Source organism: Streptomyces sp. URMC 123 (genome assembly GCF_051386515.1).
Lineage (GTDB): Bacteria > Actinomycetota > Actinomycetes > Streptomycetales > Streptomycetaceae > Streptomyces.
Genome location: NZ_JBPQTV010000156.1, coordinates 1 through 14,884, shown reverse-complemented (window position 1 = coordinate 14,884; position 14,884 = coordinate 1). Strand labels below are relative to the sequence as shown.

The 14,884-nt window shown below is 75.5% G+C and carries 15 protein-coding genes and 7 tRNA genes; 11 read left to right on the top strand and 11 right to left on the bottom strand.

Annotation, left to right across the window (positions count from 1 at the left end; translation table 11 throughout):
* Nucleotides 1-927, bottom strand: a 927-nt coding sequence (locus tag ACSNOD_RS18805; protein WP_436768127.1) for a serine/threonine-protein kinase, incomplete at its 3' end; no start/stop codon positions are given.
* Between the two features lie 196 nt (nucleotides 928-1,123).
* On the opposite strand from ACSNOD_RS18805, the gene ACSNOD_RS18800 reads away from it, so the two are divergent.
* Entirely contained in the window at nucleotides 1,124-1,390 is a 267-nt protein-coding gene (locus ACSNOD_RS18800) for a hypothetical protein (protein ID WP_436768126.1), read from the top strand.
* A gap of 187 nt (nucleotides 1,391-1,577) precedes the next feature.
* The gene (locus ACSNOD_RS18795; protein WP_436768125.1) at nucleotides 1,578-1,793 is read left to right on the top strand and encodes a hypothetical protein; all 216 of its coding nucleotides are present in this window, start codon (nucleotides 1,578-1,580) and stop codon (nucleotides 1,791-1,793) included.
* Between the two features lie 243 nt (nucleotides 1,794-2,036).
* On the opposite strand, the gene ACSNOD_RS18790 is transcribed toward ACSNOD_RS18795, so the two are convergent.
* The 5 genes from ACSNOD_RS18790 to ACSNOD_RS18770 all read right to left on the bottom strand — a co-directional run bounded on the left by ACSNOD_RS18790 (nucleotide 2,037) and on the right by ACSNOD_RS18770 (nucleotide 2,517).
* A tRNA-Val gene (locus ACSNOD_RS18790) sits at nucleotides 2,037-2,108 on the bottom strand.
* A 40-nt stretch (nucleotides 2,109-2,148) separates the two neighbouring features.
* Nucleotides 2,149-2,220: transfer RNA gene (locus ACSNOD_RS18785), tRNA-Val, on the bottom strand.
* Between the two features lie 45 nt (nucleotides 2,221-2,265).
* Nucleotides 2,266-2,337 (bottom strand) — tRNA-Val (locus ACSNOD_RS18780).
* Nucleotide 2,338: 1 nt separating this feature from the next.
* Nucleotides 2,339-2,412, bottom strand: a tRNA-Cys gene (locus ACSNOD_RS18775).
* A 32-nt stretch (nucleotides 2,413-2,444) separates the two neighbouring features.
* Nucleotides 2,445-2,517 (bottom strand) — tRNA-Gly (locus tag ACSNOD_RS18770).
* A 151-nt stretch (nucleotides 2,518-2,668) separates the two neighbouring features.
* On the opposite strand from ACSNOD_RS18770, the gene ACSNOD_RS18765 reads away from it, so the two are divergent.
* From ACSNOD_RS18765 to ACSNOD_RS18755, 3 genes are all read left to right on the top strand, one after another.
* Nucleotides 2,669-3,751, top strand: coding sequence for a chorismate-binding protein (locus ACSNOD_RS18765; protein ID WP_436768124.1), 1,083 nt, complete (start codon nucleotides 2,669-2,671; stop codon nucleotides 3,749-3,751).
* Nucleotides 3,748-4,620: an aminotransferase class IV gene (locus ACSNOD_RS18760; protein ID WP_436768123.1), complete on the top strand. Its 873-nt coding sequence runs from the start codon at nucleotides 3,748-3,750 to the stop codon at nucleotides 4,618-4,620. The genes ACSNOD_RS18765 and ACSNOD_RS18760 overlap by 4 nt, the downstream gene beginning before the upstream one ends.
* A gap of 104 nt (nucleotides 4,621-4,724) precedes the next feature.
* Nucleotides 4,725-5,630: a GNAT family N-acetyltransferase gene (locus tag ACSNOD_RS18755; RefSeq protein ID WP_436768122.1), complete on the top strand. Its 906-nt coding sequence runs from the start codon at nucleotides 4,725-4,727 to the stop codon at nucleotides 5,628-5,630.
* Nucleotides 5,631-5,681: 51 nt separating this feature from the next.
* On the opposite strand, the gene ACSNOD_RS18750 is transcribed toward ACSNOD_RS18755, so the two are convergent.
* Nucleotides 5,682-6,200: a DsbA family protein gene (locus ACSNOD_RS18750; protein WP_436768121.1), complete on the bottom strand. Its 519-nt coding sequence runs from the start codon at nucleotides 6,198-6,200 to the stop codon at nucleotides 5,682-5,684.
* Between the two features lie 191 nt (nucleotides 6,201-6,391).
* Between ACSNOD_RS18750 and ACSNOD_RS18745 the strand changes: the two genes are divergently transcribed.
* Nucleotides 6,392-6,877, top strand: a complete 486-nt coding sequence (locus tag ACSNOD_RS18745; protein ID WP_436768120.1) for a hypothetical protein — start codon at nucleotides 6,392-6,394, stop codon at nucleotides 6,875-6,877.
* Between the two features lie 174 nt (nucleotides 6,878-7,051).
* Complete coding sequence (locus ACSNOD_RS18740) at nucleotides 7,052-7,237, top strand: hypothetical protein (protein WP_436768119.1); 186 nt, start codon at nucleotides 7,052-7,054, stop codon at nucleotides 7,235-7,237.
* A 56-nt stretch (nucleotides 7,238-7,293) separates the two neighbouring features.
* Here the strand turns inward: ACSNOD_RS18740 and ACSNOD_RS18735 are convergent, their stop codons facing one another.
* Together ACSNOD_RS18735 and ACSNOD_RS18730 are read right to left on the bottom strand one after the other, a co-directional pair.
* Nucleotides 7,294-7,851, bottom strand: a complete 558-nt coding sequence (locus tag ACSNOD_RS18735; RefSeq protein ID WP_436768118.1) for a CGNR zinc finger domain-containing protein — start codon at nucleotides 7,849-7,851, stop codon at nucleotides 7,294-7,296.
* 303 nt (nucleotides 7,852-8,154) lie between these two features.
* Entirely contained in the window at nucleotides 8,155-8,568 is a 414-nt protein-coding gene (locus ACSNOD_RS18730; protein ID WP_003959770.1) for an SsgA family sporulation/cell division regulator, read from the bottom strand.
* Nucleotides 8,569-8,757: 189 nt separating this feature from the next.
* Here ACSNOD_RS18730 and ACSNOD_RS18725 point away from each other — a divergent pair, with 189 nt between their 5' ends.
* Both ACSNOD_RS18725 and ACSNOD_RS18720 read left to right on the top strand, forming a co-directional pair.
* Nucleotides 8,758-9,240, top strand: a complete 483-nt coding sequence (locus tag ACSNOD_RS18725) for a TIGR02611 family protein (protein ID WP_436768117.1) — start codon at nucleotides 8,758-8,760, stop codon at nucleotides 9,238-9,240.
* An 84-nt stretch (nucleotides 9,241-9,324) separates the two neighbouring features.
* Nucleotides 9,325-9,399: transfer RNA gene (locus tag ACSNOD_RS18720), tRNA-Val, on the top strand.
* A 169-nt stretch (nucleotides 9,400-9,568) separates the two neighbouring features.
* Here the strand turns inward: ACSNOD_RS18720 and ACSNOD_RS18715 are convergent.
* Nucleotides 9,569-12,889 (bottom strand): SCO7613 C-terminal domain-containing membrane protein, encoded by a 3,321-nt coding sequence (locus tag ACSNOD_RS18715; RefSeq protein ID WP_436768116.1) that lies wholly within the window; start codon nucleotides 12,887-12,889, stop codon nucleotides 9,569-9,571.
* 183 nt (nucleotides 12,890-13,072) lie between these two features.
* Here ACSNOD_RS18715 and ACSNOD_RS18710 point away from each other — a divergent pair.
* Nucleotides 13,073-13,144 (top strand) — tRNA-Val (locus ACSNOD_RS18710).
* Between the two features lie 106 nt (nucleotides 13,145-13,250).
* On the opposite strand, the gene ACSNOD_RS18705 is transcribed toward ACSNOD_RS18710, so the two are convergent.
* A complete protein-coding gene (locus ACSNOD_RS18705) occupies nucleotides 13,251-13,973 on the bottom strand; it encodes a 3'-5' exonuclease (protein ID WP_436768115.1) in 723 nt (240 codons plus the stop codon).
* A 244-nt stretch (nucleotides 13,974-14,217) separates the two neighbouring features.
* Between ACSNOD_RS18705 and ACSNOD_RS18700 the strand changes: the two genes are divergently transcribed.
* Nucleotides 14,218-14,796, top strand: a complete 579-nt coding sequence (locus ACSNOD_RS18700) for a DUF4365 domain-containing protein (RefSeq protein ID WP_436768114.1) — start codon at nucleotides 14,218-14,220, stop codon at nucleotides 14,794-14,796.
* Nucleotides 14,797-14,884: the final 88 nt, after the last annotated feature.

Below are 14,884 nucleotides of genomic sequence, written 5' to 3'. Positions count from 1 at the left end.
CCGCCCCGGCGGACCGGCACCGGCCCGCTCGCGTCCGGCCCGCTCCCGTACGGGTACGGGCTCCTCGCCCACGGGCCGGGCCGCCCCCGCGCTCCCGCCGTGTGCCTCGCGGGCCGCGATCTCCTTGAGCCGCATGGAGAGCTGAAGGGTGCTCGGCCGCTCCTCGGGGTCCTTGGCCAGACACGCCTGGATCAGCGGCGCGAGGGCGTCGGGCACCCCGTGGAGCTGCGGCTCCTCGTGCACCACGCGGTAGAGCATGATCTCGGAACTGCCCTGGCCGAAGGGTGAGTCGGCGGTCGCGCAGTACGCCAGCGTGGCGCCCAGCGCGAACACGTCGGTCGCGGGCGTCACGGCGGCGCCGCGCACCTGCTCGGGGGCGAGGAAGCCGGGCGAGCCGACGGCCGTGCCCACGTGCGTCAGGGTGCTGGCCCCGGTGGCCCAGGCGATGCCGAAGTCGATGATCCGCGGCCCCTTGGGGGACAGCAGGATGTTCGAGGGCTTCAGATCCCGGTGCACCACGCCCGCTTCGTGGACGGCCACCAGCCCCTCGGCCAGCGCCGCGCCCACCGACGCGGTCTGCGCCGCCGACAGCGGGCCCTCCTCGCTCACCTTGTCGTGCAGCGAGGGACCCGGCACGTACTGCGTGGCGAACCAGGGCCGGTCCGCTTCCAGATCCGCCGCCACCAGCCGTGCCGTGCAGCCGCCGCGAATCCGGCGCGCGGCCGACACCTCGCGCGCGAACCGCGACCTGAACTCCTGATCCTCCGCCAGATCCGGGCGGATCACCTTCAGCGCGACCCGCTGGCCGCGCCGGTCGGAGCCCAGGTAGACCACGCCCATCCCGCCGGCGCCCAGCCGCCGGTGCAGCCTGAACGAGCCGACGACACGCGGGTCCTCGCGCCGGAGCCGCATCATCGCCATGTCCATCCCCGTCAACCGGTCCGTCTGACGTGGCACAGCTTACGGATTGACGGCCCGGTGTGCTCATAGGCCGCGCAGGCGTGGCCCGCCGGATTGTCAGTGCCGGGTGCGATCCTGGGGGAGTGGGCGGGGTTCACCCGTATCGGGCCCCCCGCCCCCGTGCGAGATCCCAACGGTCCGTCGCGGAAGGGGGATTGAAACGGTGAAGGGTGACCGGGTCGAGATAGTCGTGGACGCCGGGGACACGACGCGGACGTACGAAGTGGTGGCGAGCCGGGCCGGCCGCAGGGTCGAGTCGGCGGTGCGCCGGGGCGTGGTGGAAGTGAGCGAAGTCACGCGCAGCGGGTCCGTGGTGCGGACGGCCCGTTTCATGGCCAATCGGGTGCTGGCGCTGGTGGAGCACCCGGTTCCGGAGGGGGAGGAGCCCGCCGACGGCGAGGGTCCCCTCCGGGAAACCCCCAGGGGCTGAGGACCGCCTCTCCAACCAGCGGAGTACGCCGGGCCGATGCCCGTCATCCTCCGGGAGGCCAGGCAATCGATACGAGGGCATGACGACCGGGCGGCGGCGCGCGCCTAACGTTATGGGCAAGCGGTGGGCGGAGCACTCGTCCCCCGAGGTCAGACGCCCACCGCCCACAGCCGAAGGGAGCGAGGCGATGGCGGACACAGCGGCCGGACCCGGACCGCGCTCGCGGGGGCGCGAGGCCGTCGCGGCGGCCCCCGTCCTGGCGGGCCGGCCGTCCGGAACGCGCCATCCCCTGGTCGCCGTGGCCATGGTGCTGCCGATAGCGGTGCTTCTCGCGGTCGTGTTCGGCGGCTGGGAGGCCGTGGTGACACATGCGTCGTCCGTGGTCGGAACGCTGGGGCGCTGAAACGGCGCCCCGGGCCCGGGAGAGCGGCCCGGGTGGGGATATCCGACCGGAACAACCCCGTGGGGACGGGGGTGCGGCGGGCGACAGATGCCCGGACAGCGCGAGCTGTCCGGGCATCCTGGCTGTCCGGAGCGCGACGCGGGAGCGAGCGTGGGACCGGGCAAGGAACCGGACACGGGCACGGGCGACGGAAACGGGCGAGGGGCCGGAGCGTGGTGCTCCGCCCCCTCGGCCGTTGTCGTGTGGACGATACTGGGATTGAACCAGTGACCTCTTCCGTGTCAGGGAAGCGCTCTCCCGCTGAGCTAATCGTCCTCGATACCGCGAGCGGCATCCAAGATCCTTCGGGATCTCGTGCGCGATACTGGGATTGAACCAGTGACCTCTTCCGTGTCAGGGAAGCGCTCTCCCGCTGAGCTAATCGCGCGGGCTTCCACAGGACGAGTCCTGCGGCGGGCCCTCTCGGGCCCCGTGGACGATACTGGGATTGAACCAGTGACCTCTTCCGTGTCAGGGAAGCGCTCTCCCGCTGAGCTAATCGTCCTTGGAGGTGGAGACGGGATTTGAACCCGTGTAGACGGCTTTGCAGGCCGTTGCCTCGCCTCTCGGCCACTCCACCAACGCGGGGGGTCGGGAAGATCCCCCACTTCGAGCGGACGACGAGATTCGAACTCGCGACCCTCACCTTGGCAAGGTGATGCTCTACCAACTGAGCCACGTCCGCAGGTGCCTCCCCAGAGCTTACGCCCTGGTGGTACCTCCGCCGGGGCGCTTCTCGCGTCCCGGCGACGTGTTGAACTCTAGCGGATTCCTGAGCCAGCTCAAATTCCGTTTGCCCAGCGTGCTGCGGTCGCCGTCGCCCGGGGTGCCCGCCCATGACCCGCCCTAGACTCGTGGCCGTGCACCAGCTCGCCCCCCTGGCCCGCTTCCCCGGGCTCCTCGCCACCGATCTGCGGGATGTCACCAGCGACCCCGCGGCCCTGGACTCCGCCGGCTTCTGGGCGGTGGTCGCGGGCTTCGAGGGGGAGCTGCTCTGCGCCCGCTTCGGGGACGTACGGCCGGCCCCCGCGCCCCCGCCGGTGCCGCACGCCTGGCGCGGCCCCTCCGTCGAGGACTGGCTGTCCTCCCTCACTCACGACGCGTACACCGCGGGCGTGCGCCGGATACGGGAGCACATAGCCGCCGGCGAGGTCTACCAGGCCAATCTCTGCCGCGTGCTCTCCGCGCCGCTGCCGGACCCGCGGGGAGCCGACATCGACGCCCTCGGCGCGCTGCTGGCGCACGGCAACCCCGCCCCGTACGCCGGCACGGTCCGGCTCCCCGCGCACGGAGTGGAGGTCGCCTCCGCGTCGCCCGAGCTCTTTCTGCGCCGCGCCGGCCGGGTCGTGGAGTCCGGACCGATCAAGGGCACCGGCCGCACGGCGGACGACCTGCTGGAGAAGGACCACGCCGAGAACGTGATGATCGTGGACCTGGTCCGCAACGACCTGGGCCGGGTCTGCGCCACGGGCTCGGTGACCGTGCCGGAGCTGTGCGCCGTGGAACAGCACCCCGGGCTGGTGCACCTGGTCTCCACCGTCCGCGGCGAGCTCGCGGACGGCGCCGGCTGGCCCGAGCTGCTTGCCGGAACGTTCCCTCCCGGTTCCGTCACCGGCGCGCCGAAGTCCAGCGCCCTGCGGATCATCGAGGCGCTGGAGACCGCCCCGCGCGGACCGTACTGCGGCGGCATCGGCTGGGTCGACGCCGACCGCGGCACCGCCCGGCTGGCCGTCGGCATCCGCACCTTCTGGATCGACCGCGCCGCCGTCGGCGGGCCCCTGCTGTGCTTCGGCACCGGGGCCGGCATCACCTGGGGCTCGGACCCCGAGCGGGAATGGGCGGAGACCGAACTGAAGGCGGCCCGGCTGCTCGCGGTAGCGTCGGGGGCCCATCGGGAGAGCGAAGGGACCGTGGCGTGACAGCGCATGCGACCGGGGAACGGGCGGACGCCGCCCGCATCTGGCTCGACGGCAGGCTCCAGGACCCCGCGGCCGCGCGGGTGTCGGTGTTCGATCACGGGCTGACGGTGGGCGACGGGGTCTTCGAGACCCTCAAGGCCGTCGACGGCACCGCGTTCGCCCTCACCCGCCACCTCGACCGGCTGGCCCGCTCCGCGCGCGGCCTCGGGCTCCCCGAGCCCGACCTCGACGAGGTCCGCCACGCCTGCGCCGCCGTGCTGAAGGCCAACGCGGTGCCGTACGGCCGGCTGCGGATCACCTACACCGGGGGCCTGTCACCGCTCGGCTCCGACCGGGGCGACAGCCGGCCGACCCTCGTCGTCGCCCTCGTCGCGTCCGACCGGCGCCCCGACTCCACGGCGGTGGTGACGGTGGAGTGGACCCGCAACGAGCACGGCGCCCTCGCCGGCCTCAAGTCCACCTCGTACGGCGAGAACGTCGTCGCCCTGGCCCGCGCCCGCGAGCAGGGGGCCACCGAGGCGCTGCTCGCCAACACCGCCGGACAGCTGTGCGAGGGCACCGGCTCCAACGTCTTCGTGGTCCTCGGCGGCGAACTGCTCACGCCGCCGCTGGCCGCCGGCTGTCTGGCCGGCGTCACCCGCGCCCTCGTCCTCGAGTGGACGGGCGCCCGCGAGGCCGAGCTGCCGATGGAGGTGCTGGAGCGGGCCGACGAGGTGTTCCTGACCTCCTCGCTGCGCGATGTGCAGGGCGTGCACCGGATCGGCCCGGAGGGGGCGGGACGGGCCCTGCCGGGGGCGTCCGGCCCGGTCACCGCCGAGGCGATGCGGATCTTCGCCGAGCGCTCCGCGGCCGACCCCGATCCGCGCTGAGGCCGGGCTCGTGCCCGAACGGTACGGGCCCGTACGGAAACCGGGTACGGGCCTGTACGGAAACCGGGGTGACGCGGGGGCGGGGAGCCGGTAGAACACCTCGGGTGACGACCACTTTGCGGCCCGTCGGGCCGGAGCGAATCGCCTCGGACGGCGCGCGGGCCCGTGACTTCGAGGTGTGTGTCAACGGCCGGGCCGCCGGCCGGATCGAGCTCGGCACGGACCATCGGTTCGGCCCCGCCGTCGGCCGGGTCCGGGCACTGACCGTCGACGAGCCGGACCGCCGCCGGGGCCGGGGCACCGTCGCCGCGCTGGCCGGCGAGGAGGTGTTGCGCGGCTGGGGCTGCGAGCGGATCGAGGTGAGCGTTCCGGCGGCCGCGACGGCGGCGCGGGGCCTGTTCGCCGCGCTCGGCTACGTCGAACGCAACCGGAACCTGGCCAAGGACGTCGAGGGCGCCGCGAACGGTGAGCGCGCCACGAACGTCGAGCACGCCGCGAACGCGGCCGAGCGGCCGGCCGGGGAGCCGCTGGCGCTGCCCGCGGGCAGCACGGTGAGGCCGATGCGGGAGGCGGAGTACGGGCCGTGGCTGGAGAACGCCCGGCGCGCGTACGCGAGCACCTGGGCCGAGCGGGGCGTCCCCGAGGAGCAGGCGCGGGCCCTGTCCGAGGCGGACCACGCCGAGCTGCTGCCGGACGGGCTCCGCACCGAGGGCGCGGTGCTGCGGGTGCTCGTCCACGAGGGCGCGGACGTGGGCTCGCTGTGGCTCTCGCTCGCCCCGCCCCCGGGCGCCATGGTCGACGCCTACGTGTTCGACGTGCGGGTGGCCCCCGAGCACCGCGGCCGGGGGCACGGCCGCACGCTGATGCGGGTGGCCGAGGACGTGTGCCGGGCGGCCGGCGCCGCCCGGCTGGGCTTGAACGTCTTCGCGGACAACACGCCGGCGCTGCGGCTGTACGAGTCGCTGGGCTACGAGCCGGTCCGGCACCACCTGTGGAAGCCGCTCATCTGAGAACCGGCGTCCGCCGGAGCCCGCTGCGGCCCGGTGCTCCGGGCCGCCGGGTCAGCGCCCCAGGAGCCGGTCGGCGATCTCGACGATCCGCTCCCGCAGCCCTTCCTGGCTCGTGCCGCCGTCCAGCCGCTGTCCGTCGATCACATACGTCGGGGTGCCCGTGACCCCGATCGCCTTGCCCTCGGCCTGGTCCGCGTCCACGATCAGGATGTGCCGGCCGTCGATCAGCGCGGTGTCCATCTCCTCGGCGTCCAGCCCCAGCTCGCGGGCGACCTCCACCAGCACCGGCTCGCCGCGCGAGCCCAGCTCCTCGGCGCGGGCCAGCACCGCCTCGACGTAGTCCCAGTCCCGGCCCTGCGCCGCGGCCTCCTCCGCGGCCTGCGCGGCGGCGAAGGAGTGCCGGTGCTTCTCCAGCGGGAAGTGCCGCAGCCGCAGCTCCAGCGCGTCACCGTAGCGCTCGCGCAGCGCGTGGACGTCGGCCAGGGCGGCGCGGCAGTCGGGGCACTGGAGCTCGCACCAGATGTCGAGCACGGGGCGGGCGGTGGGGCTGCTGGGGGTGGCGTCACTCATGGCCCCAGTCTCCCAGCCGCCGGGGACGATCCCCAACGCGGCGATCCGGTACCGGGGGGCGATCCGGTACCTGGGGAGGAGCGGAACCCCCAATCGTCCCGGAGATCTCCCGGAGCCGCCCCCCGGGGCATGGCCCGCGGGCCCGCGGCCGGTGCACGATGGAAGCCGGACCACGACCGCAGGAGGACCGGATGCTGACCTCGACCGTCTGTGCCGCCGTGTCGGCGGCAGGACTGGGCATCGCCCTGCTGACGGCGTACCGCCGGCGCTTCCTGGCCGCGACCCGCATCGCCGCCTTCGCGCTCGTCCCCATCGGACTGGTGCTGACCGGGATCGTCGACTGGATCACCGATGTGGTGTTCGACCCGACCGTCTGGGCGGGGTTCGGCGTGCTCGCGCTGTCGGCCGTGCTGTTCCTGGCGAGCCGGGTGGCCGAGCGCGGCCGGCTGTCGCGCGCGGAGCGCCGGGCGGCCGAGGCGGCGGCCCGCCCCGCCGTCGCGCCGGGCGCCTCCTCGCCCTCCCCGGCCCGGGCCGCCGGGCCCAGGATCGGGCGCCGCTCGCAGCGGAAGGAGAGCGCGGGCGCCGCGCCCGGCACCCGGCCGGCGTCCGGCGCGGGAACCGACGGCCCGGACGACTTCCGGGACATCGAGGCGATCCTCAAGAAGCACGGCATCTGAGAGCGGCCGTACGGCGACCCGGCAGCGGGCCGTACGCGGCCCGGGGGCCCGGAAGGGATGTTCGACGGGTGAAGCACGGGTTCGGCCCGCGCGCCCGGTGAAAGCCGAACGACCACGCGAAAGAGGTGCGTTGGGAGGCAGTGCCGGGCCGGGCCGCGCCATGATCTGCCCGACATGAACGACGAACCCGCTCCTCCCTCCCCGGACGCCCCCCTGGGCCGCGCCCCGGCCGCCGAAGGGCCCTCCGCGGAGCCGCGCGGCTGCCTCTTCGCCCTGTCGCAGCCGCCCCTGATGTTCTTTCTCGCGTTCATCGGCACGCTGTTGCTGCTGACGGCCGTCCACGACCTCTACCGCTGGTGAGACCGCCGCTGAGGCCGCCGAAGCCCCTGAAGCCGGCGGGGCGCGGGAGCGGGCCCTCAGCCCGCGGCCTCCCTGCGCCGCGCCCGGTACGCGGCCACGTGCAGCCGGTTGCCGCAGGTGCGGCTGTCGCAGTAGCGCCGCGAGCGGTTGCGGGACAGGTCCACGAAGGCCCGCCGGCAGTCGGGGGCCTCGCAGCGCCGCAGCCGGTCCCGCTCGCCCGCCACCAACAGGAACGCCAGCGCCATGCCGCCGTCGGCCGCGAGGTGGTCGGCCACCGAGGCGCCCGGCGCGAAGTAGTGCACATGCCAGTCGTAGCCGTCGTGATCCGTCAGCCGGGGCGTGGTGCCGGCCGCCGCGACCATGGCGTTCAGCAGCGTCGCCGCGCGGCGGGTGTCGGAGGCGGCGAGCACCTCGGTGAACCGCTCCCGCACCGCCCGCACGGCGCCGAGGTCGCGCTCGGTCAGCTCGCCGACGTCGCTGATGGCGTGGCGGTCCACGAACCGGCGCAGCGCCTCGACATCGGCGAGGCCGTCCGGGGCGTCGCCCTCCGCAGCGCTGTTGACGAGATCGACGACGGCGTCCAGAGCGCACCGGGTGTCGTGGTTGATGAGCACGGCTGCTCCCTGGCCGAGGGGACGGGCTGCCTCCACGGGCCGCCTACGGTGTCGGTGCCGGCCGACTCTAGTGCCTCCGGCCCCTCCGGCGCGCGGGTGCGGAACGCGCCGGCGTCGAACGCGCCGCGCCCCCACCGCGAGGGGTCGCGATGGGGGCGCGCCGCGTCCGCCGGACAGCCGGTGTCCGGGCGCCTGCCGTATCCGGTTGTCCTGGCTCGTGCCGTCTCCCCGAGTCGGACGGCCACGAGTGGTGGGGTGGAAGGGTTGGTGGTTCGCCCTGCCTCTCGATCGCTGGGTCCGGGATCAGCTCTCGGCCAGGATGTGGGAGAGCTCGGTGTCGAGATCGAAGTGTCGGTGCTCCGTGCCGGGCGGGACGGCGGCGTCGGTCCGCTTGAGGAACGACTCCAGGGCCCGGGCCGGCGCCTCCAGCAGGGCCTCGCCCTCCGGAGAGCTCAGGGCGATGCAGACCACGCCCTGGCCGTGACTGCGCGAGGGCCACACCCGGACGTCGCCGGTGCCGGTGGGGCGGTGCAGCCCCTCGGCGAGGAGGTCGCGGGCGAACACCCACTCGACGGTCTCCTCGGCTCCGGTGTGGAAGGTGGCGTGCACGGCGTAAGGATCGGCCGTGTCATACCGCAGGCCCGCGGGTACAGGCAGTGAGGACTCGCTCGACACAACGAGGCGCAGGTGCAGCTCGCAGCTGACCGTGGTGTTCATAAGCGCCATGGCCTTTCGCTCAGTGTGCGCTCGGGGATTCGCACGTCGGCGAAATCGACATGCCACCTACGGTGTCGTTGTAAACCCCTCTGCCCGTTTTGAGGCTCTTCAGGTACCTCTTACGGAGGAGTGGTCGGGTCATCCTTGCGCCCGTTCCGGTGGCCACGCTCCGTCCGGTAGGTTGGCCATATGAACGCGGAGAGTAACGAGCAGCGGAAGGCCCCCGACACCGCGGGACGCGCCGCTGCCCTGGGGGACGGTACGACGAAGACCGCGGAGGACGCCGCGGCCACGGCCGAGCGGGAGCTGGGCTCGCGCGCGCCGGCCTTCATCAAGGCCTCGCGGCCGCTCCACCTGAGCTGGCAGGTCGGCGTGTTCGTGGTGGGGCTGGCCGTGGTGGTGGCCGGCGTGATCATGCTGCCGCTGCCGGGCCCCGGCTGGCTGGTCATCTTCGCCGGCATGGCGATCTGGGCCACGGAGTTCGTCTGGGCCCAGCTGGTGCTGCGCTGGACCAAGCGGAAGGTCACCGAGGCCACGGCGCGGGCGCTCGACCCGGCGGTGCGCCGCCGCAACATCATCCTGACCACGGTCGGACTGGTGATCGTCGCGGCGCTGGGCGCGGTGTACGTGTGGAAGTACGGGCTCGCCATGCCGTGGAACGTCTCGCGCTGACGCCGGCGCGCGGCGGGGCCGGCGCACGGCCCCGCCCATGGTCACGGGCACCCGCTGACATGCGGTAATGTTTGCGGTGCGCCCGGGCGATTAGCTCAGCGGGAGAGCGCTTCGTTCACACCGAAGAGGTCACTGGTTCGATCCCAGTATCGCCCACCACCGGACGGGGTCCGAAGGCTTCGCAGCCTTCGGACCCCGTCCTTTTGCGTGTTTCCGGCGCGCGTTTCCCGGCCGGGGCGGAGAGCCCGCGGCGGCGGGGCGCTCCGGCGCGGGGGCGGCGCGGGACCGGCCCCGTCCCCGCGGAGCCGCTCCCGCCCACCGGGGGCCGTCAGCGCAGAGCGCGCAGGGCCTCGCGCAGGCGCCGGGCGTCGCGCAGACGGCGTTCGTAGGTCGCGCCGACCAGGAGCAGCAGCGCGCCCGCCAGCCCCAGGGGCAGCCAGCCCGGGAGGGCGTCCACCACGCGGGCCACGTGCGGGGCCAGCTCGCGCACGGCCACCAGCGCCAGCACCCCGCCGCCCATGAGCAGCGGCGCCTGGAGCCGGGCACGGGCGCCCGCCAGCGTCAGGGCCAGCGCCGCGCCGCCCAGCAGCAGCGGCCGCGGGCCGTGCGGGGCCATCCAGGCCGCCAGGAAGCTGGGCAGCAGCACGACCGCCAGCCCCGGCCCGTACGCCGCCCAGGAGGGCTTCTCGGGGCCCCGCGGGGCCGGCGCGGAGAGCCTTGGGAGTCTCGCGGGCCACCAGGAGCGGGGGAGTCGGGCGCCCCGGGCGTGGAGCCCGACGCAGAGCGCCGCCAGCCCCGGCGGCAGCGTGTACGCCTCCAGGAAGGTCACCTCGGCCGCGGCGAGCGCCGTCCACAGCGCGGCCACCCCGAGCGCGCCCGCCGCCCACCACGCGCCCTTCCGGTCCGGCCGCAGCGCGGTGGCCGCCGCCAGGACCGCCGCCGTCGCCAGGGCGCCGGCCAGCGCGCTCCCGTGGCCGATGGCGCAGCACAGCCCCGCGGCACCGGCCGCGCAACCGGTGATCTCCACCGGCAGGGCGACCGCCGGGCGGTGCCGGGCGCGGGCCGCGACCAGCGAGGTCGCCGCCGTGACGGCCAGCAGCGTGAAGGCCGTGGCGCGAGTCGGAGCGCCGGCGGCCGCGGGCGCCGCCACCGCCAGGCCCACGGCGCACAGCGCGCTCGCGGTGGCCGTGACGGCCTGCCGCGCGACCGCACCGGCCGTGGTGGCGCGGGTCCTCGCGGCGGCGGCCGCGAAGGCCGCCAGCAGCACGCCGAAGACCGCGAAGGTGGCGGTCCGGTCGGCCAGGCCCCAGCCGACGGCCGTCACGGCGAGGATCACCCCGCAGCCCAGCGCGGTGCGCGCGACCGCCTCGTCCCCGCCGTACTGCCGCACGGAGCCCGCGATCAGCAGTACGGGCAGAGCGAGCGTCAGCGCGAGGCCCACCGCGTACGGCACGTTCCCGACCGCCGGCAGAACGGCGGCCGTCGCCGCCCCCAGGGCCACCCCCGCGCAGCCGAGCGCCGTACGGGCGGCGGGCACCCGGGCGGCCGGCGAGCGGTACGCCGCCACGGCCGTCAGGACCAGCGCGAGCAGGACCGCCGCGATGGCCGGGGTGCCGGCCCAGGCCCCCGTCCGGGACACGACCTGCTGGGCGCCCTCGGGCGCCCCCTGCCAGAGGGCCCGGGTCCGGTCCAGCGGTCCCAGGACCGCCATGGCCACCGACGGCACGGTCCAGAGGGCGGCGGCCAGATGACCGGCGCCCGCCGCGGCGGCCACCCCGAGCGCCACGGCCCGGCCCGGAGACCCGGCCACCCCGCTCGCGGCGCCCGCGCGCCCGGTGTCGCCCATGCCGCCCGTGCTGCCGGTGCCGGCCGTGGCGCCGGTGTCGGCCGTGCTGTCCGTGCCTGCCGCGGCGCCGGTGTCGGCCGGGCTGCCCGTGCCTGCCGCGGCGCCGGTGTCGTCGGTGCCGGCCGTGCTGTCCGTGCCCGCTGTGGCGCCTGTGCCGGTCGTGCTGCCCGTGCCAGCCGTGCCCGCCGTTCCGGCCGTGCTGTCCGTGCCTGCCGTGGCCTCTGTGCCCGCCGTAGTGCCCGCGCCGTCCGTGGCGCCGGTGCCGCCGGTGCGGGCCGTGCTGTCCGCGCCGGCCGTACTGCCTGTGTCGTCGGTGCCGGCCGTGCTGTCCGTGCCTGCCGTGGTGTCTGTGCCCGCCGTAGTGCCCGCGCCGTCCGTGGCGCCGGTGCCGCCGGTGCCGGCCGTGCTGTCCGTGCCCGCCGTGGCGCCTGGGCCAGCCGCGCTGCCCATGCCGGCCGTGCCGGCCCTGCCACCGCGCTCCGTGGGGGCGTCGGCCCGCGGCTCGCCCAGGCGCCGGTGGAGGGCGGCGGCGAGGGCCAGCAGGGCCGAGGCGCACAGCAGGAAGCCCGGCACCGCCCAGTCGGGCGGCAGCAGCGTGCGCAGCACGGAGCCACCGGCGACGAGCAGCGCGGCCGCCCCCGCCGCGGCCGTCGGCGCCATGGCGGCCGGCGACAGCCGAGTGACGGGCGCCCGCCAGGCGATCCCCACGGCGACGGCGGCCCACGCGACCAGAACGGCCGCCGCCCGCGCCGCCGCGCCCGTGCCGTCCGCCGCCAGGGCGAGCGAGCCCGCGGTGAGCAGTGCCATGCCACCGGCGGCCACCGCGCCCGTACCGGCGATGGTCCGCATGGCGAGCGCGCAGGCCCCGAGGAGGGAGCGGATCGCGTCCGATCCGTCGGAAGGCGCGGGGCCGTCCGCGGCGGCGCCGACCGGCGCCGAGAACTCCGGGCCCTCCGGCGCGGGGGAGGCCGCCGTGACGGACGGCCCGGACGAGGAGGCGTGCGCCTCGGGCACGGGAGCCGGCACGGGCGCCGGGATCAGCCACAGCACCGCCACCGCGTCCAGCGCGGCGGTCACCAGCAGCCCGAGCGCCATGCCGAGCGCGTCCGCCCCCGCCGCTGCCGCCGCCAACGGCAGCGTGGGCTGTGCGACGGCCACGGCCAGCGGCAGGGGCAGCCGCAGCCCGCGGACGCCCCGCGGCAGCACCCGGGCCACCAGCAGCCCGTAGCCCGCGCACCCGGCGGCCAGCAGCGCCCCGACCGCCGCCGCGTACCCCGTACCGCCCGCCTCCGGCAGGGCCACCCGGTGCAGCGCGTACGCGTCCAGCACCAGCAGCACCACCGCCAGCGCGCCCACGACCTCGGCCGTCGCCGCCAGCTTCCGGCGCAGCAGCGCCACGGGGGCGGCCAGCGCGGCGAGCGTGAGCACGCCCAGCACGGCGGCGCGGCCACCGATGCCGAGCCGCCCCCAGCTCAGCGCGGTGAACGCCACGGCCGCGACGGTCAGCAGCAGACCGCCGAGCCCGAGCAGCACATTGCGCAGGTCGGGAGGCGAGGTCTCCGTTCGGGAGGCGGCCCGCGCACCGGCACCGGCTCCCGTCCCGCCGGCACCACCGGTCCCACCGGCCGCCGGCCCCCAGCCGGCCGCCGGGGCGCCGGTCGCCGAACCCGTGGCGCCCAGCGCGGCGAGCAGCCACTGCCTGCGCGCGAGCAGCCGGACGCGCTCGGCCTCGATCCAGGCCAGCGCGACATCGACCTGCCGCAGCTCCTCGGCGGGCGGAACCGCCGGCGGGATGTTCTCCATGCCCGGAGTGTCCTGTCGGTGCCCCCGGCCGGGCATGCGCTGAGGTACTCACTTCCGCGCTGAGTACGCCGCCCGCCACCACCCCGAGGGGCCGCGCGGGGCCAGGTTTGAACGAAGTCCGTCCGGCCCTGTATTGTTCAAGCCGTGCCGCGGGGCCGGGCCCGGCGGGACGACACCACACAAGGGCGATTAGCTCAGTGGGAGAGCGCTTCGTTCACACCGAAGAGGTCACTGGTTCGAACCCAGTATCGCCCACCCTTGACAGGCCGGTACGCCAACAGGCGGACCGGCCTCGTGCGTTGAGGGCCGGCAAGAGCCCCGCGGGTCGAAACCCTTCCGCGCGTCGCGCGACCGCGCCCGCTCACGCCGCCGCGTGCAGCTCCGTCCGCAGTGGCCACGCCGGGTCGACCGCCTCCGCGGTCCCCTGGCGGGCGAACCACTCCTCCAGCCCCCGGGCCTGCGCCGCGTGCCACACCGCCTGGAGGGTGTGCAGCTCCGCGGGGCTCAGCCGGTCCAGCCGGGCCGCGAACCGCCGCCCCAGCGCCCGTACGACCTCCAGCGCGGCCATCGCGTCGGCGGCGGCGTCGTGCGCTTCCACGAGCTCCACGCCGTAGATCTCGCAGAGGTCCGTGAGCGTACGGCGGCCCTTGCGGTAGCGGTCCAGGTGCTTGTCCAGCACCCGCGGGTCCAGGACGCACAGCGAGCGCCCCAGGTAGTCGGTGAGCGACGAGGCCCGGTGCCGGCGCAACTCGCGGTCCAGCAGCGTCAGATCGAACGGCGCGTTCATCACCACCAGCGGGGTGCCCACCGCGGTCAGCGCCGCGAGCGCCCGCGCCACCTCCTCCATCACCGGCGCCGGCCACCTGCCGTTGTGCTGGAGGTACTCCTCCGTCAGGCCGTGCACCGCCGTCGCCTCCGCGGGCACGGGCACCCCCGGGTTCACCAACCAGCGGGTGACGCGCGGCGCGACACCGGGCGCGCCCTGGACGACGAGGGCGGCCGACACCACCCTGTCCCGTTCGACGTCCACTCCCGTGGTCTCGGTGTCGAATGCGGCGAGCGGTCCTTCGTACCAGCACGTCATCCCGAACTCCTCGCGCTCGCACGGCCGATGACACGATTCCGGCCGACGCCCTGGTGATACCCGGGCCGTTTGCCCCCTACGCCGGGCGGAGACAACAGAAGGTGACGGGCCGTTCGTTCGACCGCCCGAGCCTTCGAGCGCGCCATCGACCCGGGCCGGCGCGAGCCGGCGCCGGGCCCGAGACGCTCATCGGCACCGCCCGTCCGCTCCCACTCATCGGCACCATCGGGAAGGCTCTGGGGACATGGCGCTCGCTCAGCCCGACCCGGCGTCGCCGGGCCGCGGTCTGCTGCCCGAACGCGTCACCGGCCTGCGCGACGGGCTCGCCACCACCGCGTGCATGGAGACCCTTCAGGTGGGATATCTCCACGCCGTCGCGGCGGCCGCCGGCTGCTCGCTCGCCCAGCCCTTTCCGGACAACGGCGTCGACTGGCACTTGAGCCACAGCGGCCCGGGGCACCTCGTCGACGACGAAGTGACGATCAAGGTGCAGCTCAAGTGCACGTACCAGGTCCCCCCGCGGCCGGCGGGGCCCACCTTCGCCCTCACCCTCGACAACGAGCACCTGATGAAGCTGGCCCGCACTCCGGTCGCCGTGCACAAGATCCTGGTCGTGATGCTGGTGCCCCGCTCCCGGGACGCGTGGCTGAGCGCCGGCCACGACCGGCTCGCGGTGCGGCACTGCTGCTACTGGACCAACCTCGCCGGCCACCCCGTGACCGGCCGCCGCAGGACCACCGTGCGGATACCCACCGCGCGGATCTTCGACGACCGGGCCCTGCGCGGGATCATGGCCCGGGTCGGGTTGGGAGGAACACCGTGACGTACCGGCCCAGTGAGCGGCGGCCCCGGCCGCCCCGCCCCGGAGGACCGGTGGAGCGGCCGGTGGGGCCGACGGAATCAGTCCAGGT

Coding starts and splice junctions, on each gene's coding strand:
- ACSNOD_RS18745 (WP_436768120.1), top strand. CDS start 6,392: ATGCTGACCTCGACCGTCTGTGCCGCCGTGTCGGCGGCAGGACTGGGC.
- ACSNOD_RS18765 (WP_436768124.1), top strand. CDS start 2,669: ATGACCCGCCCTAGACTCGTGGCCGTGCACCAGCTCGCCCCCCTGGCC.
- ACSNOD_RS18795 (WP_436768125.1), top strand. CDS start 1,578: ATGGCGGACACAGCGGCCGGACCCGGACCGCGCTCGCGGGGGCGCGAG.
- ACSNOD_RS18715 (WP_436768116.1), bottom strand. CDS start 12,889: ATGGAGAACATCCCGCCGGCGGTTCCGCCCGCCGAGGAGCTGCGGCAG.
- ACSNOD_RS18750 (WP_436768121.1), bottom strand. CDS start 6,200: ATGAGTGACGCCACCCCCAGCAGCCCCACCGCCCGCCCCGTGCTCGAC.
- ACSNOD_RS18740 (WP_436768119.1), top strand. CDS start 7,052: ATGAACGACGAACCCGCTCCTCCCTCCCCGGACGCCCCCCTGGGCCGC.
- ACSNOD_RS18700 (WP_436768114.1), top strand. CDS start 14,218: ATGGCGCTCGCTCAGCCCGACCCGGCGTCGCCGGGCCGCGGTCTGCTG.
- ACSNOD_RS18725 (WP_436768117.1), top strand. CDS start 8,758: ATGAACGCGGAGAGTAACGAGCAGCGGAAGGCCCCCGACACCGCGGGA.
- ACSNOD_RS18705 (WP_436768115.1), bottom strand. CDS start 13,973: ATGACGTGCTGGTACGAAGGACCGCTCGCCGCATTCGACACCGAGACC.
- ACSNOD_RS18730 (WP_003959770.1), bottom strand. CDS start 8,568: ATGAACACCACGGTCAGCTGCGAGCTGCACCTGCGCCTCGTTGTGTCG.